This window comes from Flagellimonas aquimarina, from assembly GCF_003149745.1.
GTDB classification, from domain to species: Bacteria; Bacteroidota; Bacteroidia; order Flavobacteriales; family Flavobacteriaceae; genus Flagellimonas; species Flagellimonas aquimarina.
In genome coordinates this window covers 1,395,136-1,419,767 of record NZ_QGEG01000001.1, presented here as the reverse complement: position 1 = coordinate 1,419,767, position 24,632 = coordinate 1,395,136, and the positions used below count along the sequence as shown (strand labels likewise).

Annotated in this window: 27 protein-coding genes and 1 pseudogene; 18 read left to right on the top strand and 10 right to left on the bottom strand. The window is 38.5% G+C overall.

All coding sequences use genetic code 11. The features are described 5' to 3' along the window. Positions 1-113: 113 nt before the first annotated feature. The gene (locus DKG77_RS06535) at positions 114-845 is read right to left on the bottom strand and encodes a hypothetical protein (RefSeq protein ID WP_109661308.1); all 732 of its coding nucleotides are present in this window, start codon (positions 843-845) and stop codon (positions 114-116) included. A gap of 266 nt (positions 846-1,111) precedes the next feature. Between DKG77_RS06535 and DKG77_RS06530 the strand changes: the two genes are divergently transcribed. The 10 genes and pseudogenes from DKG77_RS06530 to DKG77_RS06485 all read left to right on the top strand — a co-directional run bounded on the left by DKG77_RS06530 (position 1,112) and on the right by DKG77_RS06485 (position 9,656). Beyond that, positions 1,112-3,610, top strand: coding sequence for a zinc-dependent metalloprotease (locus DKG77_RS06530; RefSeq protein ID WP_109661306.1), 2,499 nt, complete (start codon positions 1,112-1,114; stop codon positions 3,608-3,610). A 177-nt stretch (positions 3,611-3,787) separates the two neighbouring features. Continuing rightward, the gene (locus DKG77_RS06525; protein WP_109661304.1) at positions 3,788-3,976 is read left to right on the top strand and encodes a hypothetical protein; all 189 of its coding nucleotides are present in this window, start codon (positions 3,788-3,790) and stop codon (positions 3,974-3,976) included. Between the two features lie 108 nt (positions 3,977-4,084). Beyond that, positions 4,085-4,531, top strand: a complete 447-nt coding sequence (locus tag DKG77_RS06520; protein ID WP_133248424.1) for a hypothetical protein — start codon at positions 4,085-4,087, stop codon at positions 4,529-4,531. A gap of 191 nt (positions 4,532-4,722) precedes the next feature. Next, on the top strand, positions 4,723-5,541 hold the full coding sequence (locus DKG77_RS06515) for an SH3 domain-containing protein (RefSeq protein WP_109661300.1): 819 nt from the start codon (positions 4,723-4,725) through the stop codon (positions 5,539-5,541). A gap of 46 nt (positions 5,542-5,587) precedes the next feature. Beyond that, positions 5,588-5,776, top strand: a pseudogene (locus DKG77_RS17115) (DUF3307 domain-containing protein); the annotation flags it as partial. A gap of 8 nt (positions 5,777-5,784) precedes the next feature. Then, positions 5,785-6,198, top strand: coding sequence for a VOC family protein (locus DKG77_RS06505; RefSeq protein ID WP_109661298.1), 414 nt, complete (start codon positions 5,785-5,787; stop codon positions 6,196-6,198). 124 nt (positions 6,199-6,322) lie between these two features. Then, complete coding sequence (locus DKG77_RS06500; protein WP_109661296.1) at positions 6,323-6,907, top strand: TetR/AcrR family transcriptional regulator; 585 nt, start codon at positions 6,323-6,325, stop codon at positions 6,905-6,907. Positions 6,908-6,957: 50 nt separating this feature from the next. Then, on the top strand, positions 6,958-7,842 hold the full coding sequence (locus DKG77_RS06495; RefSeq protein WP_109661294.1) for an SDR family oxidoreductase: 885 nt from the start codon (positions 6,958-6,960) through the stop codon (positions 7,840-7,842). Positions 7,843-7,966: 124 nt separating this feature from the next. After that, positions 7,967-8,821: a helix-turn-helix domain-containing protein gene (locus DKG77_RS06490; protein WP_133248423.1), complete on the top strand. Its 855-nt coding sequence runs from the start codon at positions 7,967-7,969 to the stop codon at positions 8,819-8,821. 76 nt (positions 8,822-8,897) lie between these two features. After that, positions 8,898-9,656, top strand: coding sequence for a hypothetical protein (locus tag DKG77_RS06485; protein WP_109661290.1), 759 nt, complete (start codon positions 8,898-8,900; stop codon positions 9,654-9,656). 73 nt (positions 9,657-9,729) lie between these two features. Here the strand turns inward: DKG77_RS06485 and DKG77_RS06480 are convergent, their stop codons facing one another. Together DKG77_RS06480 and DKG77_RS06475 are read right to left on the bottom strand one after the other, a co-directional pair. Then, positions 9,730-10,254, bottom strand: coding sequence for an FMN-binding protein (locus DKG77_RS06480; protein ID WP_109661288.1), 525 nt, complete (start codon positions 10,252-10,254; stop codon positions 9,730-9,732). Beyond that, a complete protein-coding gene (locus tag DKG77_RS06475) occupies positions 10,238-11,164 on the bottom strand; it encodes a DUF6607 family protein (RefSeq protein WP_109661286.1) in 927 nt (308 codons plus the stop codon). The genes DKG77_RS06480 and DKG77_RS06475 overlap by 17 nt, the downstream gene beginning before the upstream one ends. A gap of 104 nt (positions 11,165-11,268) precedes the next feature. Between DKG77_RS06475 and DKG77_RS06470 the strand changes: the two genes are divergently transcribed. From DKG77_RS06470 to DKG77_RS06455, 4 genes are all read left to right on the top strand, one after another. Then, positions 11,269-13,374 carry a TonB-dependent receptor plug domain-containing protein gene (locus DKG77_RS06470; protein ID WP_109661284.1) on the top strand — a complete coding sequence of 702 codons (2,106 nt, stop codon included), beginning with the start codon at positions 11,269-11,271 and terminating at the stop codon, positions 13,372-13,374. 10 nt (positions 13,375-13,384) lie between these two features. Next, positions 13,385-14,023 carry an HmuY family protein gene (locus tag DKG77_RS06465; protein ID WP_313789690.1) on the top strand — a complete coding sequence of 213 codons (639 nt, stop codon included), beginning with the start codon at positions 13,385-13,387 and terminating at the stop codon, positions 14,021-14,023. Between the two features lies 1 nt (position 14,024). Next, a complete protein-coding gene (locus DKG77_RS06460) occupies positions 14,025-14,471 on the top strand; it encodes a DoxX family membrane protein (protein WP_109661282.1) in 447 nt (148 codons plus the stop codon). Between the two features lie 108 nt (positions 14,472-14,579). Then, complete coding sequence (locus DKG77_RS06455; RefSeq protein WP_109661280.1) at positions 14,580-15,644, top strand: adenylate/guanylate cyclase domain-containing protein; 1,065 nt, start codon at positions 14,580-14,582, stop codon at positions 15,642-15,644. Between the two features lie 34 nt (positions 15,645-15,678). On the opposite strand, the gene DKG77_RS06450 is transcribed toward DKG77_RS06455, so the two are convergent. The 3 genes from DKG77_RS06450 to DKG77_RS06440 all read right to left on the bottom strand — a co-directional run bounded on the left by DKG77_RS06450 (position 15,679) and on the right by DKG77_RS06440 (position 17,789). Next, positions 15,679-16,101: a nuclear transport factor 2 family protein gene (locus DKG77_RS06450; RefSeq protein WP_109661491.1), complete on the bottom strand. Its 423-nt coding sequence runs from the start codon at positions 16,099-16,101 to the stop codon at positions 15,679-15,681. Between the two features lie 92 nt (positions 16,102-16,193). After that, the gene (locus DKG77_RS06445) at positions 16,194-17,159 is read right to left on the bottom strand and encodes an alpha/beta fold hydrolase (protein WP_109661278.1); all 966 of its coding nucleotides are present in this window, start codon (positions 17,157-17,159) and stop codon (positions 16,194-16,196) included. Positions 17,160-17,225: 66 nt separating this feature from the next. Further along, positions 17,226-17,789, bottom strand: a complete 564-nt coding sequence (locus DKG77_RS06440) for a TetR/AcrR family transcriptional regulator (protein WP_109661277.1) — start codon at positions 17,787-17,789, stop codon at positions 17,226-17,228. A gap of 297 nt (positions 17,790-18,086) precedes the next feature. Here DKG77_RS06440 and DKG77_RS06435 point away from each other — a divergent pair, with 297 nt between their 5' ends. Both DKG77_RS06435 and DKG77_RS06430 read left to right on the top strand, forming a co-directional pair. Then, positions 18,087-18,818 (top strand): hypothetical protein, encoded by a 732-nt coding sequence (locus tag DKG77_RS06435; protein WP_109661274.1) that lies wholly within the window; start codon positions 18,087-18,089, stop codon positions 18,816-18,818. 143 nt (positions 18,819-18,961) lie between these two features. After that, positions 18,962-20,131: an MFS transporter gene (locus tag DKG77_RS06430; protein ID WP_109661272.1), complete on the top strand. Its 1,170-nt coding sequence runs from the start codon at positions 18,962-18,964 to the stop codon at positions 20,129-20,131. Here DKG77_RS06430 and hemL read toward each other — a convergent pair. The 4 genes from hemL to DKG77_RS06410 are packed head-to-tail and all read right to left on the bottom strand — an operon-like array spanning position 20,115 to position 23,545. Continuing rightward, entirely contained in the window at positions 20,115-21,392 is a 1,278-nt protein-coding gene (gene hemL / locus DKG77_RS06425; protein WP_109661270.1) for a glutamate-1-semialdehyde 2,1-aminomutase, read from the bottom strand. The two genes, DKG77_RS06430 and hemL, sit on opposite strands and share 17 nt — an antisense overlap. A gap of 60 nt (positions 21,393-21,452) precedes the next feature. After that, positions 21,453-22,304 carry a glucosaminidase domain-containing protein gene (locus DKG77_RS06420; RefSeq protein ID WP_109661268.1) on the bottom strand — a complete coding sequence of 284 codons (852 nt, stop codon included), beginning with the start codon at positions 22,302-22,304 and terminating at the stop codon, positions 21,453-21,455. Beyond that, the gene (locus tag DKG77_RS06415) at positions 22,301-23,206 is read right to left on the bottom strand and encodes a 1-aminocyclopropane-1-carboxylate deaminase/D-cysteine desulfhydrase (protein WP_109661266.1); all 906 of its coding nucleotides are present in this window, start codon (positions 23,204-23,206) and stop codon (positions 22,301-22,303) included. Before DKG77_RS06415 ends, DKG77_RS06420 begins: the two co-directional genes overlap by 4 nt. A gap of 9 nt (positions 23,207-23,215) precedes the next feature. Continuing rightward, entirely contained in the window at positions 23,216-23,545 is a 330-nt protein-coding gene (locus DKG77_RS06410; RefSeq protein ID WP_109661264.1) for a hypothetical protein, read from the bottom strand. A gap of 180 nt (positions 23,546-23,725) precedes the next feature. On the opposite strand from DKG77_RS06410, the gene DKG77_RS16955 reads away from it, so the two are divergent. Then, positions 23,726-23,887, top strand: coding sequence for a DUF5522 domain-containing protein (locus DKG77_RS16955; RefSeq protein WP_165819354.1), 162 nt, complete (start codon positions 23,726-23,728; stop codon positions 23,885-23,887). Between the two features lie 71 nt (positions 23,888-23,958). Then, positions 23,959-24,537, top strand: coding sequence for a DUF4136 domain-containing protein (locus DKG77_RS06405; RefSeq protein WP_109661489.1), 579 nt, complete (start codon positions 23,959-23,961; stop codon positions 24,535-24,537). The last annotated feature ends 95 nt before the right edge of the window (positions 24,538-24,632 follow it).

Genomic DNA, 24,632 nt, shown 5'->3' with positions numbered 1-24,632 from the left:
CGATGAATTTACTAGACAAAAGAGGACAAGCGCCATATAAAAAGCCCTCCAATGAGGGCTTTTCATAACTAACTAACTCAAAAATTTGTAAAATGAAAACTAAAACATCCTACTTAGTTTGCCCCAGTATACGGGTCAAAATTTTCAGGTAGATACTCAGATGTATCAAAACCTAAGTTTATTTCTTCATCTTCAACATAGTTGATGGAAGTAACTTCTACCAGGTCTGTATAAGGATCAAAACCTTTTGGTAAAGAATACTTACTGTTAAACCCTAATTTTAAATCAACTTCTTCCTCTATGTAAGGAATATTATTTAAGTCTATATACGCTTCGTAAGGTGAAAATCCTTCAGGAAGATAATCTGATGCGTTAAATCCTAAATCCTCATCCTCATCCTCAATATAATTGATAGAATGTACATCTACATTTTCCGTGTAAGGATCAAAACCTTCTGGCAAGTAGTCACCAGCATTAAAATTAAGGTTCAAATCATTTTCGTCTTCGATGTATATAAGGGAATTCAAATCAAAATAAGTTTCGTAAGGATTAAAATCCTCAGGAAGGTAATCAGAGGTATTAAAACCTAAATCAATTTCCGATTCCTCTTCCACAAACTCAATTTCGTTTAAATTTAGCTCAAAGAAATTTTCATTTACTGTACCATAAAATTTTAAATTGGTCGCACTTAACTCAGTATTGATGTTCAATACTGTATAATCGTTCTCAAACGTACTAACCGTTTCTGTTTTGGTTTCTGCTACGGCAGTAGTACTTTGTTGGTCTTCTGCTACGGCGGGACTACCTAATAGTACACATCCGTAAATCATTAATAACTTGTTCATTTTTGATTGAATTTTTTGATTGATGTAATATGCTTATAAGACTACCCAAATTTCAAATTGTTACAGCTTTTTGTTTTTTTTAGGAAAAAACTATTTCCTCTCAGCTCAACTATAGCTGGGGTTTCAACGGGAAGTACCAGTAAAACGCAATACTCCCAGAGGTTGGTCTTCTTTAGAAAAAAAATGAGAGTTAATAATTATTTAACAGTCTGTTTTCATGTTTTTTAGGTTCTTTGATCGCGTTGATCATATCAAACTGACATAAAATGATTCAAAAATTACTACCAAAAGTCCTCATACTTATTTTTTTTGTTGGCACTTTTCAGACAACCGAAGCCCAACTTTTTAAAAAGAAAAAGAAAAACTCCGAGCAAAAAGCGGAAGCCAAACCAAAAAAAGGTGATATCCAACCTTATAATAAGGTAATTACCAAGGAAGCAAAAACAGATGAAGGCCTTTTTCAGGTTCATCAAGTAGAAAACAAACACTACTATGAGATTCCGGATTCACTATTTAATCGTGAGATGCTAATGGTGAGCAGAATTTCGAAAACAGCTACCGGAATTGGTTTTGGAGGTGGAAAAATAAATACTCAAGTACTCCGGTGGGAAAAAAAGCCCAAAAAAGTATTATTACGCGTTATCTCTTATGGAAATGTAGCTGCCGATTCTTTACCTGTTCATGAGGCAGTTGTAAATTCCAACTTTGAGCCAGTGCTCTTTGCTTTTGATATCAAGGCATTTAACAAAAAGGATTCTTTGAATCCTGCTACCGTTATTGAGGTCGACCCTATGTTCACCAAAGATGTTAATGCTATCGGGATGCCGGAGTTTTATAGAAAACGGTATAAGGTTAGTCGTCTAGATGCGGAAAGAAGTTATATAGAATCTATAAAAAGCTACCCGCTAAATCTAGAAGCGCGCCATGTAAAGACCTATCTGGCCAAAGCTTCACCAAGTAACCAAAGTTTGGGTTCCATTTCTATAGAAATTAATAACTCTATGATTCTTTTGCCAGAAGAGCCGATGAAACGTCGCTATTTTGATGAACGTGTGGGTTGGTTTGCAAGAGGCCAAGTTGATTATGGTTTAGATGCACAGGAAAGTAAGACTGTGCGTTATTTAGACCGTTGGAGATTGGAAGTGAAGGATGAAGATATTGAAAAATATAAAGCGGGTGAATTAGTAGAACCCAAAAAACCAATTATATATTATGTAGATAGAGCCACGCCTAAAAAGTGGGTTCCTTTTATAAAACAAGGTATTGAAGATTGGCAAATTGCTTTTGAAGCAGCCGGATTTAAAAATGCAATTCTGGCCAGGGACCCACCAACAAAAGAAGAAAATCCTGAATGGTCTCCTGAAGACATTCGATATTCCGTGGTTCGTTATTTGGCATCTCCCATACCAAACGCAAACGGACCCCATGTTAGTGATCCCCGTAGTGGAGAGATTTTGGAATCGGATATTAACTGGTATCATAATGTAATGACCTTATTGCGCAATTGGTACTTTGTACAAACGGCAGCCATTAACCCAGAAGCCCGTAACGTAGCCTTTAAGGATGAAATTATGGGAAGATTGATTCGTTTTGTTTCTTCCCATGAAGTAGGACATACGCTGGGGTTGCCCCATAATATGGGAAGCAGTGTTGCCTACCCGGTAGATTCTCTTCGTTCAAAGAAGTTTACACAAAAGTTCGGTACGGCACCCAGTATAATGGATTATGCTCGATTTAACTATGTGGCCCAACCAGGGGATGAAGGAGTTGCCCTAATGCCCAACATTGGTATTTATGATAAGCATGCTATTCGCTGGGGATATAAACCCATTTTGAATACATCTGCTGAAGAAGAAAAATCAACTTTGAACAATTGGATTCTAGCTCATGAAAATGACCCCAATTATCGTTTTGGACACCAGCAAGTGGGAGACATCCATGACCCCAGCTCCCAAACAGAGGACTTAGGGGATGATGCCATTAAGGCAAGTCTATATGGCATTGAAAATTTAAAAAGAATAGTTCCAAATTTGACGGAATGGACTACGGAAGATGGAAAGAATTATGACGACCTAGAAACATTGTATGGGCAAGTAGTAAGTCAATATAGAAGGTATATGGGACACGTTTCCAATAATATTGGGGGAGTATATGAATATTATAAGACTTCTGATCAACAAGGTCCAGTTTACGCTCATGTAGATAAAGAGCATCAAAAAAATTGCATGGACTTTATACAAGAACAATTGTTCAAAACACCTGAATGGCTAATTGATCAAGAGATTTTCAATAAGATTCAATACTCCGGTTCTATTGAACGAATTCGCTCAACGCAAGTGCGCTATTTGAACACTATTCTTCATTTAGGGAAAATGGCACGCATTATAGAGAACGAAGCTATAAATGGAAACAAGGCATACAGTTTACTGGATATGATGAGTGATTTGCGCAAAGGTATTTGGTCCGAAACAAGAAGTGGAAAATCGATTGACACCTATAGAAGGAACCTTCAAAAAGCACATATTGATCGGTTGGCTTACTTAATGACCGCTGAAAACCAGAAAAAGCTTTCAGATTTTGGAGGTTACCGCAAATCCACAGTAGTAAATACCAGTCAATCTGATATCCGCTCTGTGGCAAGAGCTGAGTTGAACAACTTAAAAAGAGACATCAGGAATGGGATGGGCCGTATTTCAGACCAAATGAGCAGATATCACTTGCAAGATGCATTAGAACGTATTGATTCTATTCTAGATCCTAGCTAAGTTCAATATTAGATTGTTTAGGGAGTTACCATTACAATTAGTTTTTGGGCAAACTGTGTATTTTGTCGGATACACCATACTTTTTGACAGTTTCACATCTATAAAAGACCATTTCGCAACATATCATAAAGATTGCAAAATGGTTTCCCTAATTTAGTAATCCCAAATCTTAGTATCATGACCTACAAAATCAAAAGTCTTATCTATTTGTCCTGTTTTGTAGTTGCCGCTTTTATCTACAATGGCATTCAACAGGAAGATGAGTTTCAAGCTCAATTAAAGTCCAAGGAGTTTGTTGAAGCTGACTTTGAAGATGCCAACAAACAAGAAAAATCCAAGGAAAATCTTTTAGAAAAAGAAGAGTAGGTCTCCCCTCTAAATTTTATTGTTAAAAGCTTTATAAATAATGTATTGGCTATTAAACCATTGGTCTCAACCCATGTCCAATAACCAAATCATTAAAAGTTTAAACATATGAAACGATTCGTAGTATTAGTGGTCATATTGGCCACAATGAGTGCAACGGCACAAAAACATGAAGGCCCTAGGACGGGAAAAAGCGCAAAAGCTGATATGACCGCAGCCCAAATTGCCACATTACACACTAAAAAATTGACTTTAGCACTGGACCTAAGTCAAGGGCAACAAAAACAGGTCATGCAAATTAGTTTGGAAGAAGCTGAAATGCGCAAGACCAAGCACGAAGAGATCAGGGCAAAAAAAGAAAGTGGTGTTTGGAAAAAACCCACGGCAGAAGAACGATTTGAAATAGAAAATGCAAGATTGGATTATCAAATTGCACAACATCAAAAAATGAAAAAGGTACTGTCAGATGAGCAGTACCAAACATGGAAAAAATTGAAGTTGAGAAAGGCAATGAACGGCAAAAAGAAAATGCAGGAGAAAGGAAGAAGAGGATAATGTTTTTTGTTGATTTTAAAAGCCACGTCAGCCATGGACGTGGCTTTTTTTATGAATTTAGACAAAGATCTTCCGCTATTATTGTTATCCTGTTATTACCGAATTATCCATTGTGACGAACCATTTTACCAGTTTACTCCGTATATATCATAACCCTCCTAAGAACTGTTTAATCCTTAAAATCAGAAAAGATGAAAGCAGTTTTTTACAGTACAGTCCTAACAACCCTATTTACAATTTCTTTAATTACAGCTCAGAATGGACACAACTGTCCATTGGAAGAGTGTGACTTTAAACCTGGAGAGAAGGTATATCTGTTTGGAAATGATGTTAAGTTGCGAGCTGAACCGGACACCGAATCTGAAGTGTTGGAACTATTGAAAATTGGAGAATGGGTGAAAATCATAGAAAAAACAGAATTCACATGGCCCTATAGAGGGTTTGATTCTGCTTTTTATAAAGTAAAGTACGATACCGGTGTAACGGGTTACATCCTAGCAGGCCTATTGTCTTTTGAAAAAAAAGTATTGAATGATCAGAACTATTTTTTTGCCTATTCCAAAGAAGGTGAGACCACTTTTTTAAATATAAGAAGCATAAAAAACGGCTCTTATATTGAAAAAAAGATTCCATTGGCCAACACAAATATTCATATCAAAGTTATGGATGACAAAGGCATCCCTGATCTAGATGGAATGTTGTTTATTGATTATTACGCTGAAGCATGTGGCATGGAAGGAGGAGGTATTTACCTTTTCGTCCAAGATGATGAACTTACCAGGGTCGCTTCTCTTTCACAGGTTTCAGATGCCGGGGCATTCTTTTATTCGGAAAAATTCATTTTTCCTTTTGACGAGGGTGGTGTTCCAGAAAGAATTCTCTTCAAGAAAGAACGCTTCCAAAATTTAGATGATACCTCTAAATGGACAAAAATTACAACGGAAACCAGAGAGTTGAGTTGGGTAGAAGGAAAATTGATTCCGAATTATCGAGAGAAAATTTCAAATTAAAAACAATTAGCTCTTTCTGAATATAGAGAAGGGGTTTTTCGCTTTTTTTGGATTTATCCTAACTGACCTATGGACCGCTATCGGCTTGTTGATTATAGCTAAATCTGTATTTAGGTTTGGGGATGTGAACAAAGGCAAAAACCGAAAGCTAACAGAATATGTCCTTATAGGTACTTTGTTAAGTTTTGGAATGGCAATTTTGGCAGGAATGCTATTCAGTTATCTTATAACCTAGGTTTAACCATGAAGCAACTTTTTAATACATATGTTCCAGATGGCTTTGGAACCCTAAATTCCTATTTATTCGTGGCCCAGCCACAAGAGCTAGTGGGCTTTTTAAAGAAAGTATTTTATGCCAAAGAGATAAATAGATCTATCAACGAAACCAACGGCGATATTAGCAATCTAATCCTTAAAATTGGGAATAGTTGCTTTACGATCAGTCAGGCAAGAGGTCAGTTTGAAGGAATGCGCACTGTTATCTATTTGTATGTGGAAGATATAGATACATTGTATCAGAATACATTGACCCATGGCGCAACAACTGTATTTGAGCCTGCGGATATGCCATATGGAGACCGTCAAGGAGGAATCATAGATCCTGCGGGAAATTACTGGTGGATATCCAAACATCTGGTTAAAAAAGGATGCCATTGAGGTTTTATTTTCCCCTACCCGCTTAATATTCAAACATCTAAATAATAACACCTTAAAAAAACTGTTCTTTTTATAGTTGCTTAAAAAATTCCATTATCTTTGTAGACGACTGGTCTAATATAAAATGGAAACAGCAAAAGAAACCACACTTCAACGCATCCTTAAAATTGGAGGAGAACTTATTATCCAAAAAGGGTTTAATAATGTAGGGCTCAACGAAATTCTGAGCGCTGTGGATATACCCAAGGGCTCATTTTATTACTATTTTAAAAGTAAGGAAGACTTTGGTTTGCAGGTCATTAAAAACTATGGAGATGAATCATTAAAACTCTTAAGCAGTTATTTCAATGACAAAACTAAAGACCCTAAGGAACGAATGATGTCCTTTTTTCGAGATATTAGGTTGGTTTATATTCAAAAAGACTTTACAGAAGGGTGTTTGTTGGGCAATTGCAGCTTGGAGCTCAGCGATTTAAAGTCGAGCTATGCCCATGGAATAGCTCATGAGCTTGATAGATGGGAAAACATTTTTGAAACTTGTATTGCAGAGGGTCAGGCAGACGGTAGCATTGGTAATCCTTCAGACGCCAAAAAATTAGCAGCCTATATACTCAACAATTGGGAAGGAGCCATCTTGCGGATGAAATCCAAAAAAAGTGAAAAACCCTTATCTCTATTCATAGAATTCACAGATAGTTTATTAACCTAAATTTTTTTATTCAATCAGTAGACGACTAGTCTACTATAAATTTATTTATTATGAAAAACATAGTAATCACAGGAAGTAGTAGTGGATTTGGCTACTTAACTGCACTTAGTGCAGCAAAGGAAGGCCATAAAGTTTGGGCGACCATGCGAAATACAAATGGTAAAAATGCCCCTAAAAAAAAGGAACTGGAGCAACTGGCAACTAATGAAAACCTTCAAATTAAAGTGATAGAATTGGATGTATCCGATTCTCTTTCCATAGAAAAAGCAATTAACAATATTGTAGCTGAAGATGGTAATATTGATGTATTGGTCAACAATGCGGGGTTTATGTTTGTTGGAATAACAGAAGCGTATAGTATAGACCAGATTCAACAACAATTTGATGTCAATTTTTTTGGTATTGCAAGAATGATAAAAGCAGTTTCTCCACATATGCGAAAAGCTGGGGATGGATTGATCATCAATACCACCTCTTTGGCAGGTAGATTGGCTTTCCCATACTTTGGTATTTATTGCGCCAGTAAACATGCGGTTGAAGCATATTCACAGTCGTTACGGTACGAGTTGGCCCCTTTTGGTGTGGAAGTAAGTATTGTTGAACCAGGACCTTTTGGAACCAACTTATTGTTTACCGGTCCAGAGGAAGCAGATAAAAACACCATAGAGCAATATGGAGATTTCAAAGAAGTGCCTCATGCCATGCTGAAGAATTTTGAAAGTTTTTTCAATAGTGAGGATGCACTTGACCCGCAATTGGTAGCGGACGATACCTTAAAGTTGATTCAAATGGAAAAAGGAACGCGCCCAGCACGAACAGTTTCAGGCATTGATTATGGAACGGTTGAGTACAATGAAAAAACCCAACCCATTCAAGATGCATTAATTAAGGAAACATTGCAAATGGAGCATCTGCTTACAGTTGCCCAGAACTAAATAGATGTGGCCTGGGTAATGCAAGACATTCCAATGCTATAATGAGAATGTATTCTTAATTTATGGTTTAGTGGGGCTTTTTGCCCCACTTTTCCTTTTGTTCAACCATACCAACAAACTTCTAATGATCATTGACTATAAAAGAATAGACCTTTTTGGTAAAATGCTTTTTGAGCGAGCGGTTATAAAGCCCCCTATAAAAAGGCCCAATCCCATGAACAACGAAGCTTGTTTTTTACATATCAGACAAGGGAAGTACAATTCTATTTCAGAAGATGAATTCTTAAGCGCCATTAAGAGACAATCGGTTTTAATGAAATGTGGGAACTTCTTGGGCCAAATACTTCCTGATAAGCAAACTGGTCTTTATGAGGCCGTGGCGGTGCACTTTCATCCAGATGTGCTCAGGAAAATCTATATGAACAACCTTCCAAAATTTCTAACCAAACCCAAGAAAAATCCTATAGCAACCAACATGGTCTTAATGGAAGCTTCCATTCCAGTGGATAAATATGTGGAAGATGTGTTGTTTTATTTTGAAAATCCACATTTGGTAAATGAAGAAATCCTAATCCTAAAAACCAAAGAAATCATTTTGTTGTTGATGCAAACCCAAAACGCACCAAATGTGCTTCAGATTCTGGAAAATCTATTTGAAGAGCGCACTGTGGATTTCAAAACTACCATAGAGTCCCATCTTTTTTCAGATATTACATTGATCGAGCTAGCACAGCTCACCAATAGGAGCCTTTCCTCCTTCAAACGAAAATTCAAAGCTACCTACCACTCCCCTCCATTGCAGTACATTCATTCCCGTCGACTTCAAAAATCCAAAGAACTTTTGGCCATATCAGAACAGTCCATCGGAGATATCGCCTTTGATTGTGGTTTTAAGACCATTAACCATTTCTCCAAAAAGTTCAAAGAAAGCTTTGGTGTCTCACCTTCTCTCTACAGAAAGACCCTCTCAGGTAAATAGTTGACCCGCTGGTAAAATTCTTTTCCCTGCCATAAAAAGATCTTTGTGCCATTATATAAAACTCGTAAATGATATCATGAAAAAAGCACACATCATTACTGTATCGCTATTGGCACTCACCATATCAAGTGGGTTCATCATTTCTAAAAAACTTAAATCAACGCGCATGGAAAAAATTGTAGAGGACAACGAACAGATCATTAATACCGGATTCTTTTATATCAAAAAAGGAAAAGAAAAAGAATTTGAAAAACTACGTAGTCGTGGAAATGTTCTATTGGAAAAGTATGGCGCTAAAATAGAACGTGTAATAAAACCAAAAATGCTAGCTGCAGGGGAACTGGAATTGCCAGATGAAATCCATTTTGCAGTTTACCCCAATAAAGAGGCTAAAGAGGCTTTTGACCAAGACCCGGAGTTTATAAAATTGAAGCAAGACTATATTGCAACATCTGTGGACAAGATGTTTGGTTTTACCACCAAAAAAGATCCCAATTTTAAATTCTACAGGGAAATTGGTGATGCTACCAAAACTTATGGCGTTGCCTTGATCTATTACAAAGAAGGGGAAAAATACCAAGAGCAATTTGCCGAATACCACAATGCAGCTTGCGAGATTATTCCAGAATTTGGAACCCACTTTGAGCGTTTTTTAATTCCCTTTGCATCAGCCAACAACCTTCAAGAGCAACCTGACGAAATCCACAGGTTTTATTTTGACAGCCAAGAAGGGATGCAAAGCATGGTCCAGGACCCTAGAATGAAGGCACTTTTTCCAAAACGGGATGCAAGCTTAAAAAACCTCGTGTTTTTAATTGGTGAAGCCATTCAATAAGAAACAATTCTTACATGCAAAAAGCGAGGCCTTTGGCCTCGCTTTCTTTAGTCTCAATATTGAGGGGGAGTTCTTATAGAACTTTTTCCTTTTTTAAAACTGCAAGGCGCCCTAGCATCTTTTCTACGGCCTTGGTCATTGATTTAGCGGAAATGGTGGCTCCAGATATAGCATCAATATCCTTACCATAATCCAAGGTGTCCCCTATCCCTATTCCAATGAATTGTTTTAACCATCGCTGACTTCCAATCTGTCTGCCGTGATTTTCTCTATAAATAAGAACTTTGGATTTTTTAATGCTCAAATCTGGATTAAAAAGCACCACATAATCAAAAATATCCTTCATGCTTGGAGCCTTACCCAAATATGCATAACCCAAAAACTCATTCTCTTGGTTGATTTTAAACAGAATATCCGTTCCAAGATCTACTTGAATCATATCCAATTGAAAAACCTCAACTGCAAAGGTGGTCTGAACAGCGCTATTTAGCTTTTGCTGCAAAAGAGGTGAAATTTTCTTTGGCGCAAAACTTGAAAACAAAAAAGCTATGCATACTATGGCCAATTTGTATTTCCAAAAGTTATTTGCCTTGCGCACTAGTAGTTGTTTTATTTTCCGTGACAAACTTTAAAATTACTTCGGTAATTTTATCACTATCTGCTCCCTCTTTCTCCAATGGGTAAAAGTGCATGAACAAAGGCTTGTCCTCAACTTTTTTAAGTAGGGTCAAATCTCCTTTGCGGTTATAAACCTGATCCCATGAACTTCGAACATTTGCCCAAAAGTCTTGGTGTTCTTTCCACCAGTCAAGGGCTAATTTACATTTGGCATCCTCTACTTTCCTGTAAATATTCATTCCCTTTTCCTGGGCCAATAAAACATCCTCCTGACCATCTGCGCGAACCACTTTATCATTATCTTGTTCATGAACCCATCCATAATCAGTGATTTCTTGACGATTACCACGTAGCATTACATTATAGTCGCTTCTTTTGGTGTATTCCCGTCTGGGCAAGGGTGAATCCGTTTTGTTTTCCCAATAGTGTTTTCCATCCGCATGGATCCATGATGCAGACCCAGAATAACGCGGACTGTCATCCACCTGATATACTTTCTGGGTCCATTGCCCCTTGACTTGCTCAGCAGATAAGTCTTGAAATTTCCAATTGTTATCCTTATCATAGTAAAACACATTTTGGTTTTCATACTCCCAGTCCTGCCTCCAGTGCTTAATCACCATAGAATCGTTGACGACCAGAAGATGCTGAATAGATATTTTGTTTTCCTCATCTAAGATGGGAAGTGCCAATTCTAAGGCACCAGCGGTATAATCCATCTTTTTCTCGTAATCAATTTCGGGTGCAAAAGTTTCGGTGTACTTAAAAGTAATGTCATAGCAGCCACACATGTCCTTTATGGCCCTTTTGTCTTTTTCCTTCTTGTTCTGTGCAATTGTTGTAAATGCAAATACTAAGCATAACATGCTAAAAAGTGTTACTCTTTTCATTCTAAATGTGTTGTTTTTTGGATTCAAAAAAAAATTAAAAATAATGACTATTCTTATTTAGATTAATTTAAAATAAATATATATTTGCCGCAAATCTAATTAGAATGAGTCTAAATAAAAATAATATCACCTTTTATTTTTTACTTTTTTTCTGTGCTTTAAGTGTTGCCCAAGAACAGGTTGAAAACAAAAATGACTCTATCCTCATTGAAAACCTAGATGAAGTAATCGTAACCGCAACCCGCACAATTAGACAACTTTCGTCATTACCATTACCCGTAACACTAATAGGAAAAGAACAATTACAACGAACGGGGGTAACCCGTTTAAACGAGATATTGAACGAACAAACAGGAATTATCATGACTCCCGATGCCACTACTGGGGGTGGTGAGGGAGTGCAGATTCAAGGCATAGCTTCAGATTATATATTGGTTCTTATAGACGGGGTTCCTGTTGTAGGCCGTAGTTCTGGGAACTTAGATTTAAGCCGTTTTGCCATTGGCAACATTAAACAAATTGAAGTTGTGAAAGGCCCTTCGTCCAGTCTTTTTGGTTCAGAAGCCCTTGGCGGTGTTATCAACATCATTACAGAGAAACCTACTTCCGAAAACATTACCGGTCAAGTTTCCCATCGTGCAGCAACTTTTAACAATCAAAATACGAACCTCAGCCTCAACCAGCGAACCAAGGAAATAGGATATTCCATTTTTGCAGATCGGTTAAGCACAGATGGTTATGACCTTACCCCTACGCAAGATGGACAAACCGTTAACCCTTTTTTAAATTACACTTTTAATGGTCGGATTTTTTTTGATGTTTCCAAAAACATAAATGTTTTTGCATCTGGCAGGTATTTCTTTCAAGAATTTGATGTAACGCCAAGCACCAGCGAGGAAAAGGACGCCAACGCACAACTAAGAATCAATCATAATGTTTCAAAGAAAACCAACCTACAATATGAATTTTACTATACCAACTATATTACAGATGAGCAGGTCATTGACCCCATTGATGATGAATTGTTAATTGCCAATGATTTTAACCAAAAACTCTTCAGACCAGAAATACGATTTAATCATTCTTTTAATCCCAATAATACCTTGACCATTGGAGGGGGCTACAATTTTGAAAATTTAGAGCGTTCCCTTTTTGCTGAAACAATCACTTTTAACTCGCAATATGTTTTTGCTCAATACGATTTCAAACCTATCGAGAAACTGAATATCATAACCGGTGCCCGTTTTGACAATCATAGTGAATACAACGCTCAACTAAGCCCAAAAATCTCTGCCAAATACGATATTTCGCATTCTTTTGCAGTAAAAGCATCCGTTGGAAGCGGTTTCAAAGCCCCAGACTTTCGTCAATTGTATTTAGACTTTACAAATGCCACTGGTGGTGGATATTCAGTTTTCGGAAAAGAGGTTGAAACTGTTGGAATTCAAAGACTTGAAGAAAATGGTGAAATAGCCACGCTACAGGTGGAACCCTCTCAATTGGGAGAAAGTTTGAACGCGGAAAGTTCGGTTGGCTACAATTTTGGATTCGCCTACAAAAAAGGAAAACTGTCCTCAGAACTCAACTTCTTTAGAAACGATTTTAAAAACCTAATTGATACTAGAATCCTTGCCGCAAAAACGAATGGCCAAAACGTATTTGGCTATATTAATCGTGAGAGCGTATACACCCAAGGGCTTGAATTGGACTTGAAGTATAAACTCTTTAAAACACTGAACCTTTCCACCGGGTATCAGCTCTTGTTCGCTTTTGACAAAGACAAGGAAAACGCACTTGATAATGGAGAGGTCTTTGCTCGTGACCCAGAGACATTAGAAACCATTCGCCTATCCAGATCAGACTATTTTGGACTGGAAAACCGCTCTCGCCATACCTTCAATTTTAAGGCCTTTTATGATATTCCCAAATGGAACGCCAATGCCAACCTAAGAATTACTTACCGCAGTCGTTTTGGGCTAACTGATCGCAACGGCAATGACCTATTGGACGATTTTGATAACAGCTTCGTTGATGGCTATGCATTGGTCAACATGGCTTTTGGAAAAACTTTTCTTAAACATTACAGTCTGCAACTGGGGGTGAACAACCTTCTGGATTTTAAAGGGAATAACCCCCTTGCAGCACAAGACAGCGAAGTGCTGATTAACCCAGGAATACAATTATTCACAAAACTTAATATTCAATTTTAAACTTTAAATCATGATGAAATCCGCTTTAAAACTTTTTAGCTTATTATTTATGTTTGTCGCCTTTATAGCTTGCAGTGATGATGAAGATGATGTACCTGACCTAGTTGCCATAGAAGCCAATACTGCCAGCAATATTCCTGCCCCTCAAACAGGTGGACAGGGAGAACCGGTTGGTGGACCTTTTACAAAATTCAGTTTTGAAACTGGTACAACTACAAACAGCGAAACCGATTGGGACATAGCCTTTAGGGGAACGAGCATTGCCGTTAATGGAGGATCCACAACTGGCACAACTGACGAGCCTGAACGTAATGGAAATGCAGGAGCTGCCATTGAAAATAGCACTTTTTCAGAGGTTGCAAGCGCCTCTGGGCTTACTTTTACACAGGACACTGATGGGGCATTTGCAGTACCAGCGGGTAGCGACAATGGTTGGTATAACTATAACCCTGCAACATTTACGATTACCCCAATTCCAGGTAAAATTTTAGTTATTAGAACACATGACGGTAAATATGCTAAAATTGAAATCTTAAGCTATTATAGAGACGCTCCCGCTCAGCCAGATCCAATGAGCGATGAGTCACGTGTATATACCTTCAAATATGTATACAATCCAAATGAAGGTGAAACCTCGTTAGTAGAATAAGATGAAAGCAATCAACATTTTATTCATTGTTTTACGACTGATTTTGGGTGGGATGATGGTTTATGGTGGAATTCAAAAATTTCAACAACCAATTCCCTATCCAATCGAAGTTGTAGAAAAAGCCGAAAAATTTAAAGCTCCAGAAAAAGCGGACACACTTCAAAAGATATTATATATCAGCGGAGCGAAACAGACTGGCTATTTTTGGCAGCTTCTAGGTATTTGCGAACTCTTTTTTGGGCTGCTGCTCCTCTTGCAAGGAACTAGTTTTATTGGAGCTGTTTTCTTGTTGCCCATCACCTTACATATTTTTTTGTTCCACGTCTTTCTAGAATCTGATGAAATGGGTGAGCTATTGCAGACTGGAGGCCTGTTTGCCATTAATATAGCTTTAGTATTAAAAGAAAAAGCAAAATGGAAACATTTGCTTTGGATAAAACCGATTTAGTTTGGTTTAGTTTCAGTTAGTTTGTTGTAAAAATGGGGCAATTGCCCCGTTTTTCTTTTTAGCCAGGGGAGGTCATAAAATTTATTCAAAAAGGATACCTTTAAAGCTATGATTTCTTTTTTATCCAAATTGATTAACAAACGTAGATGGCGTGTTATTAGGTTCTACCTTATTGGTTGGACCTTGGCATTTGTTTTTCTTAGCATTGTTAGAGGCGTGGGAACGGAGGAATTGGGAGCCCTAAAATTTGATTTTATTCCTAGCCTAATGATTGCTTTCACTCTTGGCCCAATAATGGGGACAGGCTCAGCAGTTGCCCAAATATTAATGGAGGAACGCGTATACAGGCATGTCTCTATAGGAAGGCTTCTGCTAATAAACAGTCTATATTCAATACTATTTATCATATTGCTCGTCATTATTGCCTATGGCGTCTACGAAATGTACTTTGGTGTTCATATTGACATTATCACCTTTGCTTTTGATACAGGTAGTGTCGCTATTTATTTTTATGTAATTGTTGTGGATTTGCTTTTGGCAATATTCCGTCAGGTAAATTTAATGCTGGGCGAAGGCAATCTGGGTAGACTAATACTCGGTAAGTTCTATACTCCCCGGGAAGAAGAACGTATTTTCATGTTTTTGGATTTACAATCCTCTACTGAACATGCAGAACGGTTAGGACATGTGAAATATAGTATGCTTGTACAAGACTGCTTTAACGATTTGGGAGTAGCGGCAAAAAATGGAGCGGAGATATACCAATATGTAGGAGATGAAGCTGTACTTACATGGAAATTGAAACAAGGGTTGCAAAATGAAAATTGCCTTAGGGCTTACTACAACTTTGTTGCCTTACTTCAAAAAAAGAGTGACCATTATCAAAAAAGATACGACTGCAAACCATTCTTTAAGGCAGGGCTACATGCAGGGTTGGTAACCGTTACCGAAGTTGGAAAATATAAAAAGGAAATCGCCTATCACGGAGATACCATCAACACCGCAGCACGTATTCAAGGACAATGCAATACCTTAGGAAGTGCTCTATTGCTTTCAGAAAGCCTAAAAGGTCAATTGGCTTCGAGTGACTTTGCTTATAAGACTATGGGGAGTATTCCTCTCAAAGGAAAAAAAGACAAAGTAGAAATCTGTGCAGTTTCTCAAGATTCTTAAGAAAGTTATTTATCCACAGCTCGCTAACCAAAAATTACCTCAACTTTCGTTCCTCTTCGTTAATAGCAACATCATTGATACTGGCATAACGTTTCTTCATTAATCCCTTTTCATTAAACTCCCAGTTTTCATTACCATAGGCTCTGAACCACTGACCCTCTTTATTTTGGTATTCATATTCAAAACGTACGGCAATCCGATCGGCTGTATGTGCCCAATATTCCTTTTTAAGCTTGTAATTACGCTCGTTTTCCCATTTATCCGCTAAAAACGCCTGAATCTCCTCTCGCCCATTAACAAATTGAGAACGGTTGCGCCACTCACTATCCAGGGTGTAAGCTTTTGAAACTTTTACTGGGTCTTGACTGTTCCAACCATCTTCTGCCAACTGAATCTTTTGTTTTGCCGTCTCTAAAGTAAAAGGAGGTTTAGGTAATTTTATTTCTTCCTGTTCCATATCTTGCTTGTTATGATTGTTTACCATTGAGTCGTAAAAAACAAAAAAACTGCCCGCAGTATCATGAAAAAATGCTACGAGCAGCGAAGTTATTATTGTATCTTATTTTTCTTTAAAAATTTGGAGATGTAGTTTGCAATTTCATCACCCTTTTCTTCCAAGGCAAAGTGACCTGTGTTAAGCAAATGTAACTCTACGTTTTTCAAATCCCTCTTATATGGATGTGCTCCAGAAGGTGGGAAAATGTAGTCGTTTTTTCCCCAAACGATTAAGGTAGGTACTTGATACTCCCTAAAAAGTTTTTGCCATCCAGGATATCTTCCAACATTGGTTCTGTAATCATAAAACATGGCCAATTGAATCTCGTTGTTTTCTGGCCGTGTTAAATGTTGTAGGTCATTGTTCCAGTTATCCGGGCTAATCCTGGTACTGTCCTGCACCCCGTGTAGGTATTGCCATTTAAGACCTCCCAGTTGGTGAAATCCTTCCAAAGGCTTCCCATTTTCAACGGTGTAATCATTCCAATATTTTTTTAGGGGAATCCAGAAGTCCACCAATCCCTCTTCATATGCGTTCCCATTTTGAACGATGAATGCATCCACACGCTCTGGGTGTTTTTCAAAGATGCGATAGCCTACAGGAGCACCATAATCCATTAAGTACAAGCTATAACGCTCTACATTTAACTGCACCAATAACCCATCTACGATTTCAGCAAAATTGTCAAAAGAATACTCAAAATCTGCCATTGCCGGTTGGGAACTACGACCATAGCCAGGGTAATCCGGAGCAATTAAATGATAGTCAGATGATAGGTCCTCAATTAGGTTACGGAACATGTGCGAAGAAGTTGGGTAACCGTGCAATAAAAGTAAGGTTGGTGCATCTTTAGGTCCCGCTTCTCTGTAGAAAATATCCAATCCGGCAACCTTGGCCGTATGAAACGTTGTTGGATAACTATTTGTTGTTACGGATTTTCTTTTGTTCTGTCCGTTAAGGTTCATGGCAAATACTACTGCCAATGTAAAAAGTGCTACTGTGATTTTTCTAGTTTTCATTGTTTTAGATTTAATTGTGTCTATTTAATTTACCGAACGTTCGGTAATTTTATTTATCAAATTTTTTTAAGTGTTGGTGTATCGCGTTTCAATTTGTTTCATTGCATGTAAAAATGGTTCAGTACTGTCCATTGCTTTAGACAAAACCAAGCTTCCCTGCACTTCAATGAAGGTTTGTTTGGCCATTTGCATGGCCACTACCTCATCCAGATTCAGCGCCATACCAATAATGCTAAACGATTTCAACCATTGATTGATTCCTTTTTCTATTTTCTCGCCAAACAGGGCCATTCCCGTATCCATTGATAGTGAACGATACAAACACACTTCCTTACCATTGTTGTAAACCGCTTTTATGTTTACCAATGCTTCATGCAAGCGTTGGGTGGGTACTATTTTATCATCAGACAGTACTTTGTATACCTTGGTATTGATCCAAGATTCCATAAAGTCTAGCACAGCTGCGGTCATTTCCTTTTTGCCTCCAGGAAAACGATGATAGAGACTAGCTTTTTTTAGACCTGTTGCTTCTGCAAGCTCATTTAAACTAGCTCCGTCATATCCCTTTGCACGGAACACCGACATTAAGCCGTTTAAAATTTCTTGATCTGATACTTTTGCTATTCTCATGGGACAAATGTATGAATAATTTCAATATTACCGAACGTTCGGTTAAATTTTAACATTGTTTAACACTCACATCGCTTTGTGCCAAGCAAAGTGAATGTAAGAGAACTAATTCTCCTTTCAGGGTTTTTAATCTTCGTTAGCTCATCATATCGAGGTGACAAAAGAAGTTTTATAGTCCAAAATAATTTTTAACTATCTTGTAATCAGCAAACTCCCCCTATTTTTTTAAGACATTAACTGCATATCCCCATGCAGTGTGCTTAGCAATGTCATTTTCTAACCTCTAAAAGTAGCGTAATGGACCACTACAAAAGCCTCTACAAATGGATGATCATACCGATGGTATTAATGCAATTTGGCATTTTCAGGGACTATTGGGGAGATTTCACCAGAAACGGTTGGGCTGTGCATGTGCATTATTGGACAGGGACCATCTGGTACCTATACCTGATCATGCAACCATACTATGCAACCCATGGCCAATTGGCAAAACACCGCACCAATGGCATTATAGGCATGTTTTTAGCTGGAGGTGTTGCCATTACCGCCTTTAGCATGTTATTTAGAGATATTGCCAATGCAAACGATTCTGCTCAATTAAGAGATAATTTTGGGCCTTTTGAGCCTTGGTTCTTTATTGGGGTGGCCGCTGTAGAAATTGTTATGATCTTGGCCTTTGGCTATGCCGTGATCATGAGCATTCTAAAACGAAAACGTCTGGAAGACCATGCATGGTGGCTAATCACCACGGTTTTTATCATTATGATGCCTGCTTTGGGTCGTGGCATACAAAATGTCTATGTAGGCATCAATGCCAAGGATTGGCCGCATATCGATATTATGCTCCCTGTGTACTTTACCCAATTTTTGATCATTGGTATGATTTTGTTGGCCGCCTTTAAATATAAAAAACTAAAACACCCTGCTACCTATTTGGCCGTATTGGTAAATGTCTACACCTGCTTTTTGGAGCCGTTGGGGCGTTCTCCAGTCGTTGAGGCCTTTTTACGGGCTATAATCAAGGATTAAACTGATTTTATTTTAGCAAAGAGGTTTCTCCATTGTTGTTTACTCCTCATTTCCAACGAATATGACAAATCTATCCTCTAATTTTAGATTTCTCGGTCTCTTAGCTCCCTCGAAATGACTATTTTTCAGTTTCAAATAAATTTGTGAAACCTCCTAAGCATATTCTTCCCATTATCGTAATTGCGCAATTTTTTTGCACATCTTTATGGTTTGCCGGCAATGGAATTATGGATGATCTGGTTACCAATTTTGGGCTAAAATCCACTGCTTTGGGTCACATAACTTCAGCGGTACAGTTTGGTTTTATTTTGGGCACCCTTCTTTTTGCCATGTTTACCCTTACAGATCGGTACTCCCCTTCAAAAGTATTTTTGGTAAGTGCTTTGCTTGGGGCTTTATGTAATGCAGGGGTTATTTGGCAGGGCAATACATTAGGCAGTATTTTAGGGCTTCGGTTTTTAACGGGTTTCTTCTTGGCCGGCATCTACCCCGTAGGCATGAAGATAGCCGCAGACTACTTTGATAAGGGTTTGGGAAAGTCACTCAGTTATCTGGTAGGAGCTTTGGTGATTGGCACCGCATTACCACACCTTTTAAAAGGGTTTACCTCTATTTTTTCATGGCAATCGGTTTTATTGACCACCTCAACCCTAACGGTTTTAGGTGGGGTGTTGATCGTAACCCTTGTACCAAACGGACCCTATAGAAAATCTAGCCTGCATCTAGACCTTACAGCTTGTTTTACCATCTTTAAAAAACCAAATTTTAGGGCTGCAGCATTTGGGTATTTTGGCCATATGTGGGAGTTGTACACTTTTTGGGCCTTTGTACCTATAATGCTGCATGCCTACACCCAAGCGCATGGGCATACGGGCCTCAACATTTCACTCCTATCTTTTGTAATCATTGCTTTAGGTGGGTTGGCTTGCGTAATTGGCGGGTATGTTTCCCAAAAAATGGGGGTTAAAAAAACAGCTGCTACGGCCTTGCTTTTATCGGGGGCCTGCTGTTTACTATCACCGTTATTTTTTATGGTAGACTCAGAAGAAATATTTGTTGGTTTCCTAATATTTTGGGGGATGGTGGTCATTGCAGACTCACCTCTATTCTCTACCCTTGTCGCGCAAAATGCTCCTATAGAAATCAAGGGCACGGCATTGACCATTGTCAATTCTATTGGCTTTGCCATCACTATCATAAGTATTCAGCTAATTACTGCGCTTCAACCCGCGATCCAATTCAATTATTTGTATGTGATATTGGCTATTGGTCCTATTCTAGGATTGTTGGGGTTGTTTAGAAAACGTTCTTAACCGCCTCAATGGTTTTATCCAAATCAGCATAGCTGATGGCGTCGTTTAAAAAATAGCTTTCAAATGCGGAAGGAGGTAAATAAACCCCTTGATCCAACATACCATGAAAGTATTTTTTAAAAGTATCATTGTTCCCATTGGCTGAAGAAGCAAAATCAACAACTGGCTCTTCGCAAAAATGCACTGAAATCATACTTCCATATCTATTAATTTGATTTGCTACGCCTTTTTCCATCAATATACTGGCAATGCCTTTGTGCAAGTATTCAGTTTTCTTGGCCAGACTGGTAAAAACTTCTGGTTTGCTGTTCAATTCTGTAAGCATGGCAAGCCCGGCACTCATGGCCAAAGGGTTTCCGCTCAAGGTCCCTGCTTGGTATACTGGCCCATCTGGAGCTAAATGACTCATGATCTCTGCCTTTGCTGCAAAAGCTCCTACAGGAAGTCCGCCTCCTATTACCTTTCCGAACATAACGATATCTGCATCAATTCCCAAAGCTTCCTGTGCACCACCTTTTCCTAATCGGAAACCTGTCATCACCTCATCAAACAACAACAGAATACCTTCTTCTGTGCATAATTTTCGCAATCCTTGAATAAATTCATCGGTTGGAATAATACAGCCCATATTCCCTGCAACGGGTTCTAAAATAATTGCTGCAATTTCACCCTTGTTAGCTGTGGCCAGCGCTTTTACGCCTTCCAAATCGTTATAATCCGCTAAAAGGGTATCCTTGGCAGTTCCTTGTGTTACCCCAGGACTATTTGGGCTCCCAAAGGTTACGGCACCACTTCCCGCTTGTATCAAAAAAGAATCAGAATGGCCATGGTAGCAGCCAGCAAATTTGATGATCTTATCTTTTCCTGTATAGCCCCGCGCCAATCTTACAGCGCTCATACAAGCTTCGGTACCACTATTTACAAAACGGATCTTATCTATATTGGGCACCATGGAAACGGCCAATTTTGCCAGTTCCGTCTCAATTTCTGTAGGCATGCCAAAGGAAGTTCCTTTTTTGGCCTTCTCCACTACCGCATTGATTACAGGTTCATGGGCGTGACCCAAAATCAGTGGGCCCCATGAAGCGATATAGTCGATGAGTTGGTTACCGTCTTCATCATAGAGATAGGCACCTTTTGCCTCTTTCACAAAAATGGGATCTCCCCCTACTGCTTTAAAAGCTCTAACTGGGGAATTTACCCCTCCGGGGATATATTTTTTGGCCTCGGCAAACAAGGCGCTACTTCGTTGGTATAGCATTTAGTTTTGAGTTGTAATTTTTTATACTGTCTCCTTTCGACAGGCTCAGGATGACAAGGGTTATTTTGATTTTTCTTTTCGGATATTCAGTATCTGTCCAATTGATATAGTATTGCCGCCTAAATTATTGATCTGTTTGAGTTCGTCCACTGAAATGGCATATTTTCGGGAGATGGCGTACAGCGTTTCCCCTTTTTCCACCACATGGGTAAATACTTCGTAGCTCTTGGGCTTGCGAACAGTTTCCAATCCACCGCGCACCACCTCCTCATCGTATTGATCAAGACGGTATCGTTCAATCAAGGCAATCAGCTTTTGTGGATACTTACGGTCGGTCGCATAGCCTGCTTGGCGCAGTCCGTGGGCCCATTTTTTATAGTCATCTCGACGGTAATTGAACAAAAAACTATAACGGGAACGGGAAGAAAGAAAGATACTGTGATCTCTGAACGAATACATGGGGTGGTTGTATTTTCTAAAGCATTCGCCCTTGGCATCATCGTCATGAAAATCGAACTCGCCGTCCCAACCAGTGTGGCACTTAATGCCAAAGTGATTGTTCGTCTTCCGGGTCAACTCCCCTTTACCAGAACCGCTTTCCAAAATACCTTGGGCCAAGGTGATACTTGCAGGAATACCAAAGGCCCTCATTTCGTATTGGGCCATCTCAGCAAAGGTTTCAATATACTCTTGTGTGTTAACGACCGGAAACTTTACAAATCTTCCTGGATTTGCCGGTAAGGGATACAACGCAGTTTCTTTGGAATCATCTTTGGGGATTCCTGCATTGGGATTACGGGTTGGTTTGGCCTTGACCACCGTTTTTGTTTGTTTTGATGCTGTTCGCTTTTTTGCCCCACAACTTGCAACCAACAAAGCCAACACTACTACATATCCTATTCGCCTAATCATACGTCCAATAAGGGTAAACTTCTTTTTTTCAATACAAGGTTCATGCCTTTTATGCCTTGTAGCCCTCCTGTATGGATGGCCAAAATTTGGGCTCCTTTTTTAAAAGTGTCCTTTTTTATCAAATCAAAAATACCAAAAAGCATTTTTCCTGTGTAAATTGGGTCTAATGGAATTCCCGTTTCTTTTTTAAAGGTATTGATGAAATCAATCAAGTTTTCGTTAACCTTGGCATAGCCTCCAAAATGGTAATCGGAAATAAGCTCCCAATTTTTATTACCGGCAAATTTAAGAATATCTTGCTTTAGAAAATCACCCTTTAGCGCTGGAAACCCTAAAACGGTCTGATGGAGTTTTGACGAATTGATGAGTCCGGCCACTGTACCGCCAGTACCAACGCAGCTGCAAATAAAATCAAAATCTGTATCTGTTTCATTTAAAATCTCTTCACAGCCTTTTACCGCCAAGGTGTTGGTTCCGCCTTCTGGAAGCAAGTAAAAGTCGCCAAAAAGCGCTTCTAATTTTTTTATAAATTCAGTAGAATCTTTTTCTCTGTAATCACTTCGTGATACAAAATGGAATTCCATTCCATGTTCCTTGGCTTGTTTCAAAGTGGGGTTTTCTTGCCAGTTATCTATTAGTTCTTCACCACGAATAACTCCAAGCGTTTTTAGTTCTGCTTCTTTACCTGCAAATGCTGTGGCTGCAATATGGTTGGAAAATGCACCGCCAAAGGTGAGCAACCCGGTATACTCCCGTTTTTTTGCCTCAATCACGTTGTACTTTAACTTTCGGTATTTATTACCAGAGACAAATGGGTGCACTGTATCTTCCCTTTTGATATAAAGTGTTACGTCTTTTTCCTCAAGAAGAGGTAAGTGTACTTTTTGATTGGGAATTACCAAGTTGTGAGTTTATCGCGTCAAATAGTCCAAGAAACCAAAGATTTTTCTGCGGGAAAGATAACCTTTATCCTCTTCATTGGCGTATGCTTCGCGCTCAAAACTTATATTTTGATAAGCTCTGTAGCTATCAAGATAAAGTAGTGTTCTCAACAACCATTCTGAAATATACAGGATATAAAAAGGAAGAATAAGTAGTTCTCGCTGCTGCTTAAGATGTATACGCTCATGGTTAATGAGTGTCTCATCTCTTTTGAGCGCATCCTCTTTTAAGATGATGAAAGGCCAAAGGGACAGACCTACATAATTTCGATAAAAAAAGTGTTTAAATACTAATATCACACTAAAACTATCATAAGATTCCTACAAATATAATAGCAAAATATGGTGAAAGTTAAATTGTTTCGATAATAACATTAACATTTTCGTTGAACTACTTCAGGTTTTTTCAAATCATAAAGTCTTAGCCCTATTCGCTGGAATACCTTAATTTTATGGGTGATGAAATTGGTTTGGTAAGATATGAAGGAGTTTATTCCCCTAGAAGAGGGTGATTTTTACTTCTCTGAAGAAGGGTATAAAGTGTTTACTGAAAAATACCATTTAAAACGTGGTTATTGCTGTGAAAGTGGCTGTAGACATTGTCCTTATGGGTATGACAAAAAAACAAATGTCAGGCGTTAAACGGGAATATTCGGCATAATATTTGTGAATTGTTTATAGTCATTTCAGTGAACTCAAAAAAAAAGATTACTATGAAAAATTTAAAACTATTTACCTTGACTGCTCTTGCAGTTACTTTTTTGGCATCCTGCAGTTCAGTTAGGGTTGTTGCCGACTATGATAAAGAAGCTGATTTTAAAACATACAAAACATATGCTTTTTATAAAACAGGAATAGATAAGGCCCAAATCTCCGATTTGGATAAAAAACGAATTCTGAAAGCCATTGATGTAGAAATGAGCTCTCGAGGTTTTGTAAAATCTCAACAACCAGATTTATTAGTAAATATTTTCACCAAAGAACGTGAACAAGTAGATGTGTACAACAACAACTTTGGCTGGGGCGGCTGGGGTTGGGGTTACGGGGGTTTTTACAACCCATGGCTTTGGGGCCCAGGTGGAGGCTTTGGAAATAATGTAAGTACTAGAACCGAGGGTTCTCTGTACATAGATTTGATAGACGCCAAAAACAAAGGATTGGTGTGGCAGGGTCGTGGTGTAGGCACCTTAAACAATACCAAGAATATTGATAAAAAAGAGGAGCGGATTCGTGAATTTGTAGCTAGTATTCTAAAAGAGTATCCGCCATCCGCTGAAATCGCAGCAAACTAAAAAATTAGAACCGCTCTTGAGGCGGTTTTTTTGTCTTACTATCCAGTAAAAAGAAACACGTTACGATGTTGTATCTTTATATCCATTAAAAAAGT

What these genes read in the sequence shown, in the direction of transcription:
- DKG77_RS06465 (WP_313789690.1), top strand. Translation starts at nt 13,385, where the DNA reads ATGATGAAATCCGCTTTAAAACTTTTTAGCTTATTATTTATGTTTGTC.
- DKG77_RS06485 (WP_109661290.1), top strand. Translation starts at nt 8,898, where the DNA reads ATGAAAAAAGCACACATCATTACTGTATCGCTATTGGCACTCACCATA.
- DKG77_RS06470 (WP_109661284.1), top strand. Translation starts at nt 11,269, where the DNA reads ATGAGTCTAAATAAAAATAATATCACCTTTTATTTTTTACTTTTTTTC.
- DKG77_RS06495 (WP_109661294.1), top strand. Translation starts at nt 6,958, where the DNA reads ATGAAAAACATAGTAATCACAGGAAGTAGTAGTGGATTTGGCTACTTA.
- hemL (WP_109661270.1), bottom strand. Translation starts at nt 21,392, where the DNA reads ATGCTATACCAACGAAGTAGCGCCTTGTTTGCCGAGGCCAAAAAATAT.
- DKG77_RS16955 (WP_165819354.1), top strand. Translation starts at nt 23,726, where the DNA reads ATGAAGGAGTTTATTCCCCTAGAAGAGGGTGATTTTTACTTCTCTGAA.
- DKG77_RS06505 (WP_109661298.1), top strand. Translation starts at nt 5,785, where the DNA reads ATGAAGCAACTTTTTAATACATATGTTCCAGATGGCTTTGGAACCCTA.
- DKG77_RS06455 (WP_109661280.1), top strand. Translation starts at nt 14,580, where the DNA reads ATGATTTCTTTTTTATCCAAATTGATTAACAAACGTAGATGGCGTGTT.
- DKG77_RS06420 (WP_109661268.1), bottom strand. Translation starts at nt 22,304, where the DNA reads ATGATTAGGCGAATAGGATATGTAGTAGTGTTGGCTTTGTTGGTTGCA.
- DKG77_RS06435 (WP_109661274.1), top strand. Translation starts at nt 18,087, where the DNA reads ATGGACCACTACAAAAGCCTCTACAAATGGATGATCATACCGATGGTA.
- DKG77_RS06475 (WP_109661286.1), bottom strand. Translation starts at nt 11,164, where the DNA reads ATGAAAAGAGTAACACTTTTTAGCATGTTATGCTTAGTATTTGCATTT.
- DKG77_RS06520 (WP_133248424.1), top strand. Translation starts at nt 4,085, where the DNA reads ATGAAACGATTCGTAGTATTAGTGGTCATATTGGCCACAATGAGTGCA.
- DKG77_RS06530 (WP_109661306.1), top strand. Translation starts at nt 1,112, where the DNA reads ATGATTCAAAAATTACTACCAAAAGTCCTCATACTTATTTTTTTTGTT.
- DKG77_RS06440 (WP_109661277.1), bottom strand. Translation starts at nt 17,789, where the DNA reads ATGAGAATAGCAAAAGTATCAGATCAAGAAATTTTAAACGGCTTAATG.
- DKG77_RS06515 (WP_109661300.1), top strand. Translation starts at nt 4,723, where the DNA reads ATGAAAGCAGTTTTTTACAGTACAGTCCTAACAACCCTATTTACAATT.
- DKG77_RS06490 (WP_133248423.1), top strand. Translation starts at nt 7,967, where the DNA reads ATGATCATTGACTATAAAAGAATAGACCTTTTTGGTAAAATGCTTTTT.
- DKG77_RS06535 (WP_109661308.1), bottom strand. Translation starts at nt 845, where the DNA reads ATGAACAAGTTATTAATGATTTACGGATGTGTACTATTAGGTAGTCCC.
- DKG77_RS06460 (WP_109661282.1), top strand. Translation starts at nt 14,025, where the DNA reads ATGAAAGCAATCAACATTTTATTCATTGTTTTACGACTGATTTTGGGT.
- DKG77_RS06405 (WP_109661489.1), top strand. Translation starts at nt 23,959, where the DNA reads ATGAAAAATTTAAAACTATTTACCTTGACTGCTCTTGCAGTTACTTTT.
- DKG77_RS06525 (WP_109661304.1), top strand. Translation starts at nt 3,788, where the DNA reads ATGACCTACAAAATCAAAAGTCTTATCTATTTGTCCTGTTTTGTAGTT.
- DKG77_RS06450 (WP_109661491.1), bottom strand. Translation starts at nt 16,101, where the DNA reads ATGGAACAGGAAGAAATAAAATTACCTAAACCTCCTTTTACTTTAGAG.
- DKG77_RS06500 (WP_109661296.1), top strand. Translation starts at nt 6,323, where the DNA reads ATGGAAACAGCAAAAGAAACCACACTTCAACGCATCCTTAAAATTGGA.
- DKG77_RS06445 (WP_109661278.1), bottom strand. Translation starts at nt 17,159, where the DNA reads ATGAAAACTAGAAAAATCACAGTAGCACTTTTTACATTGGCAGTAGTA.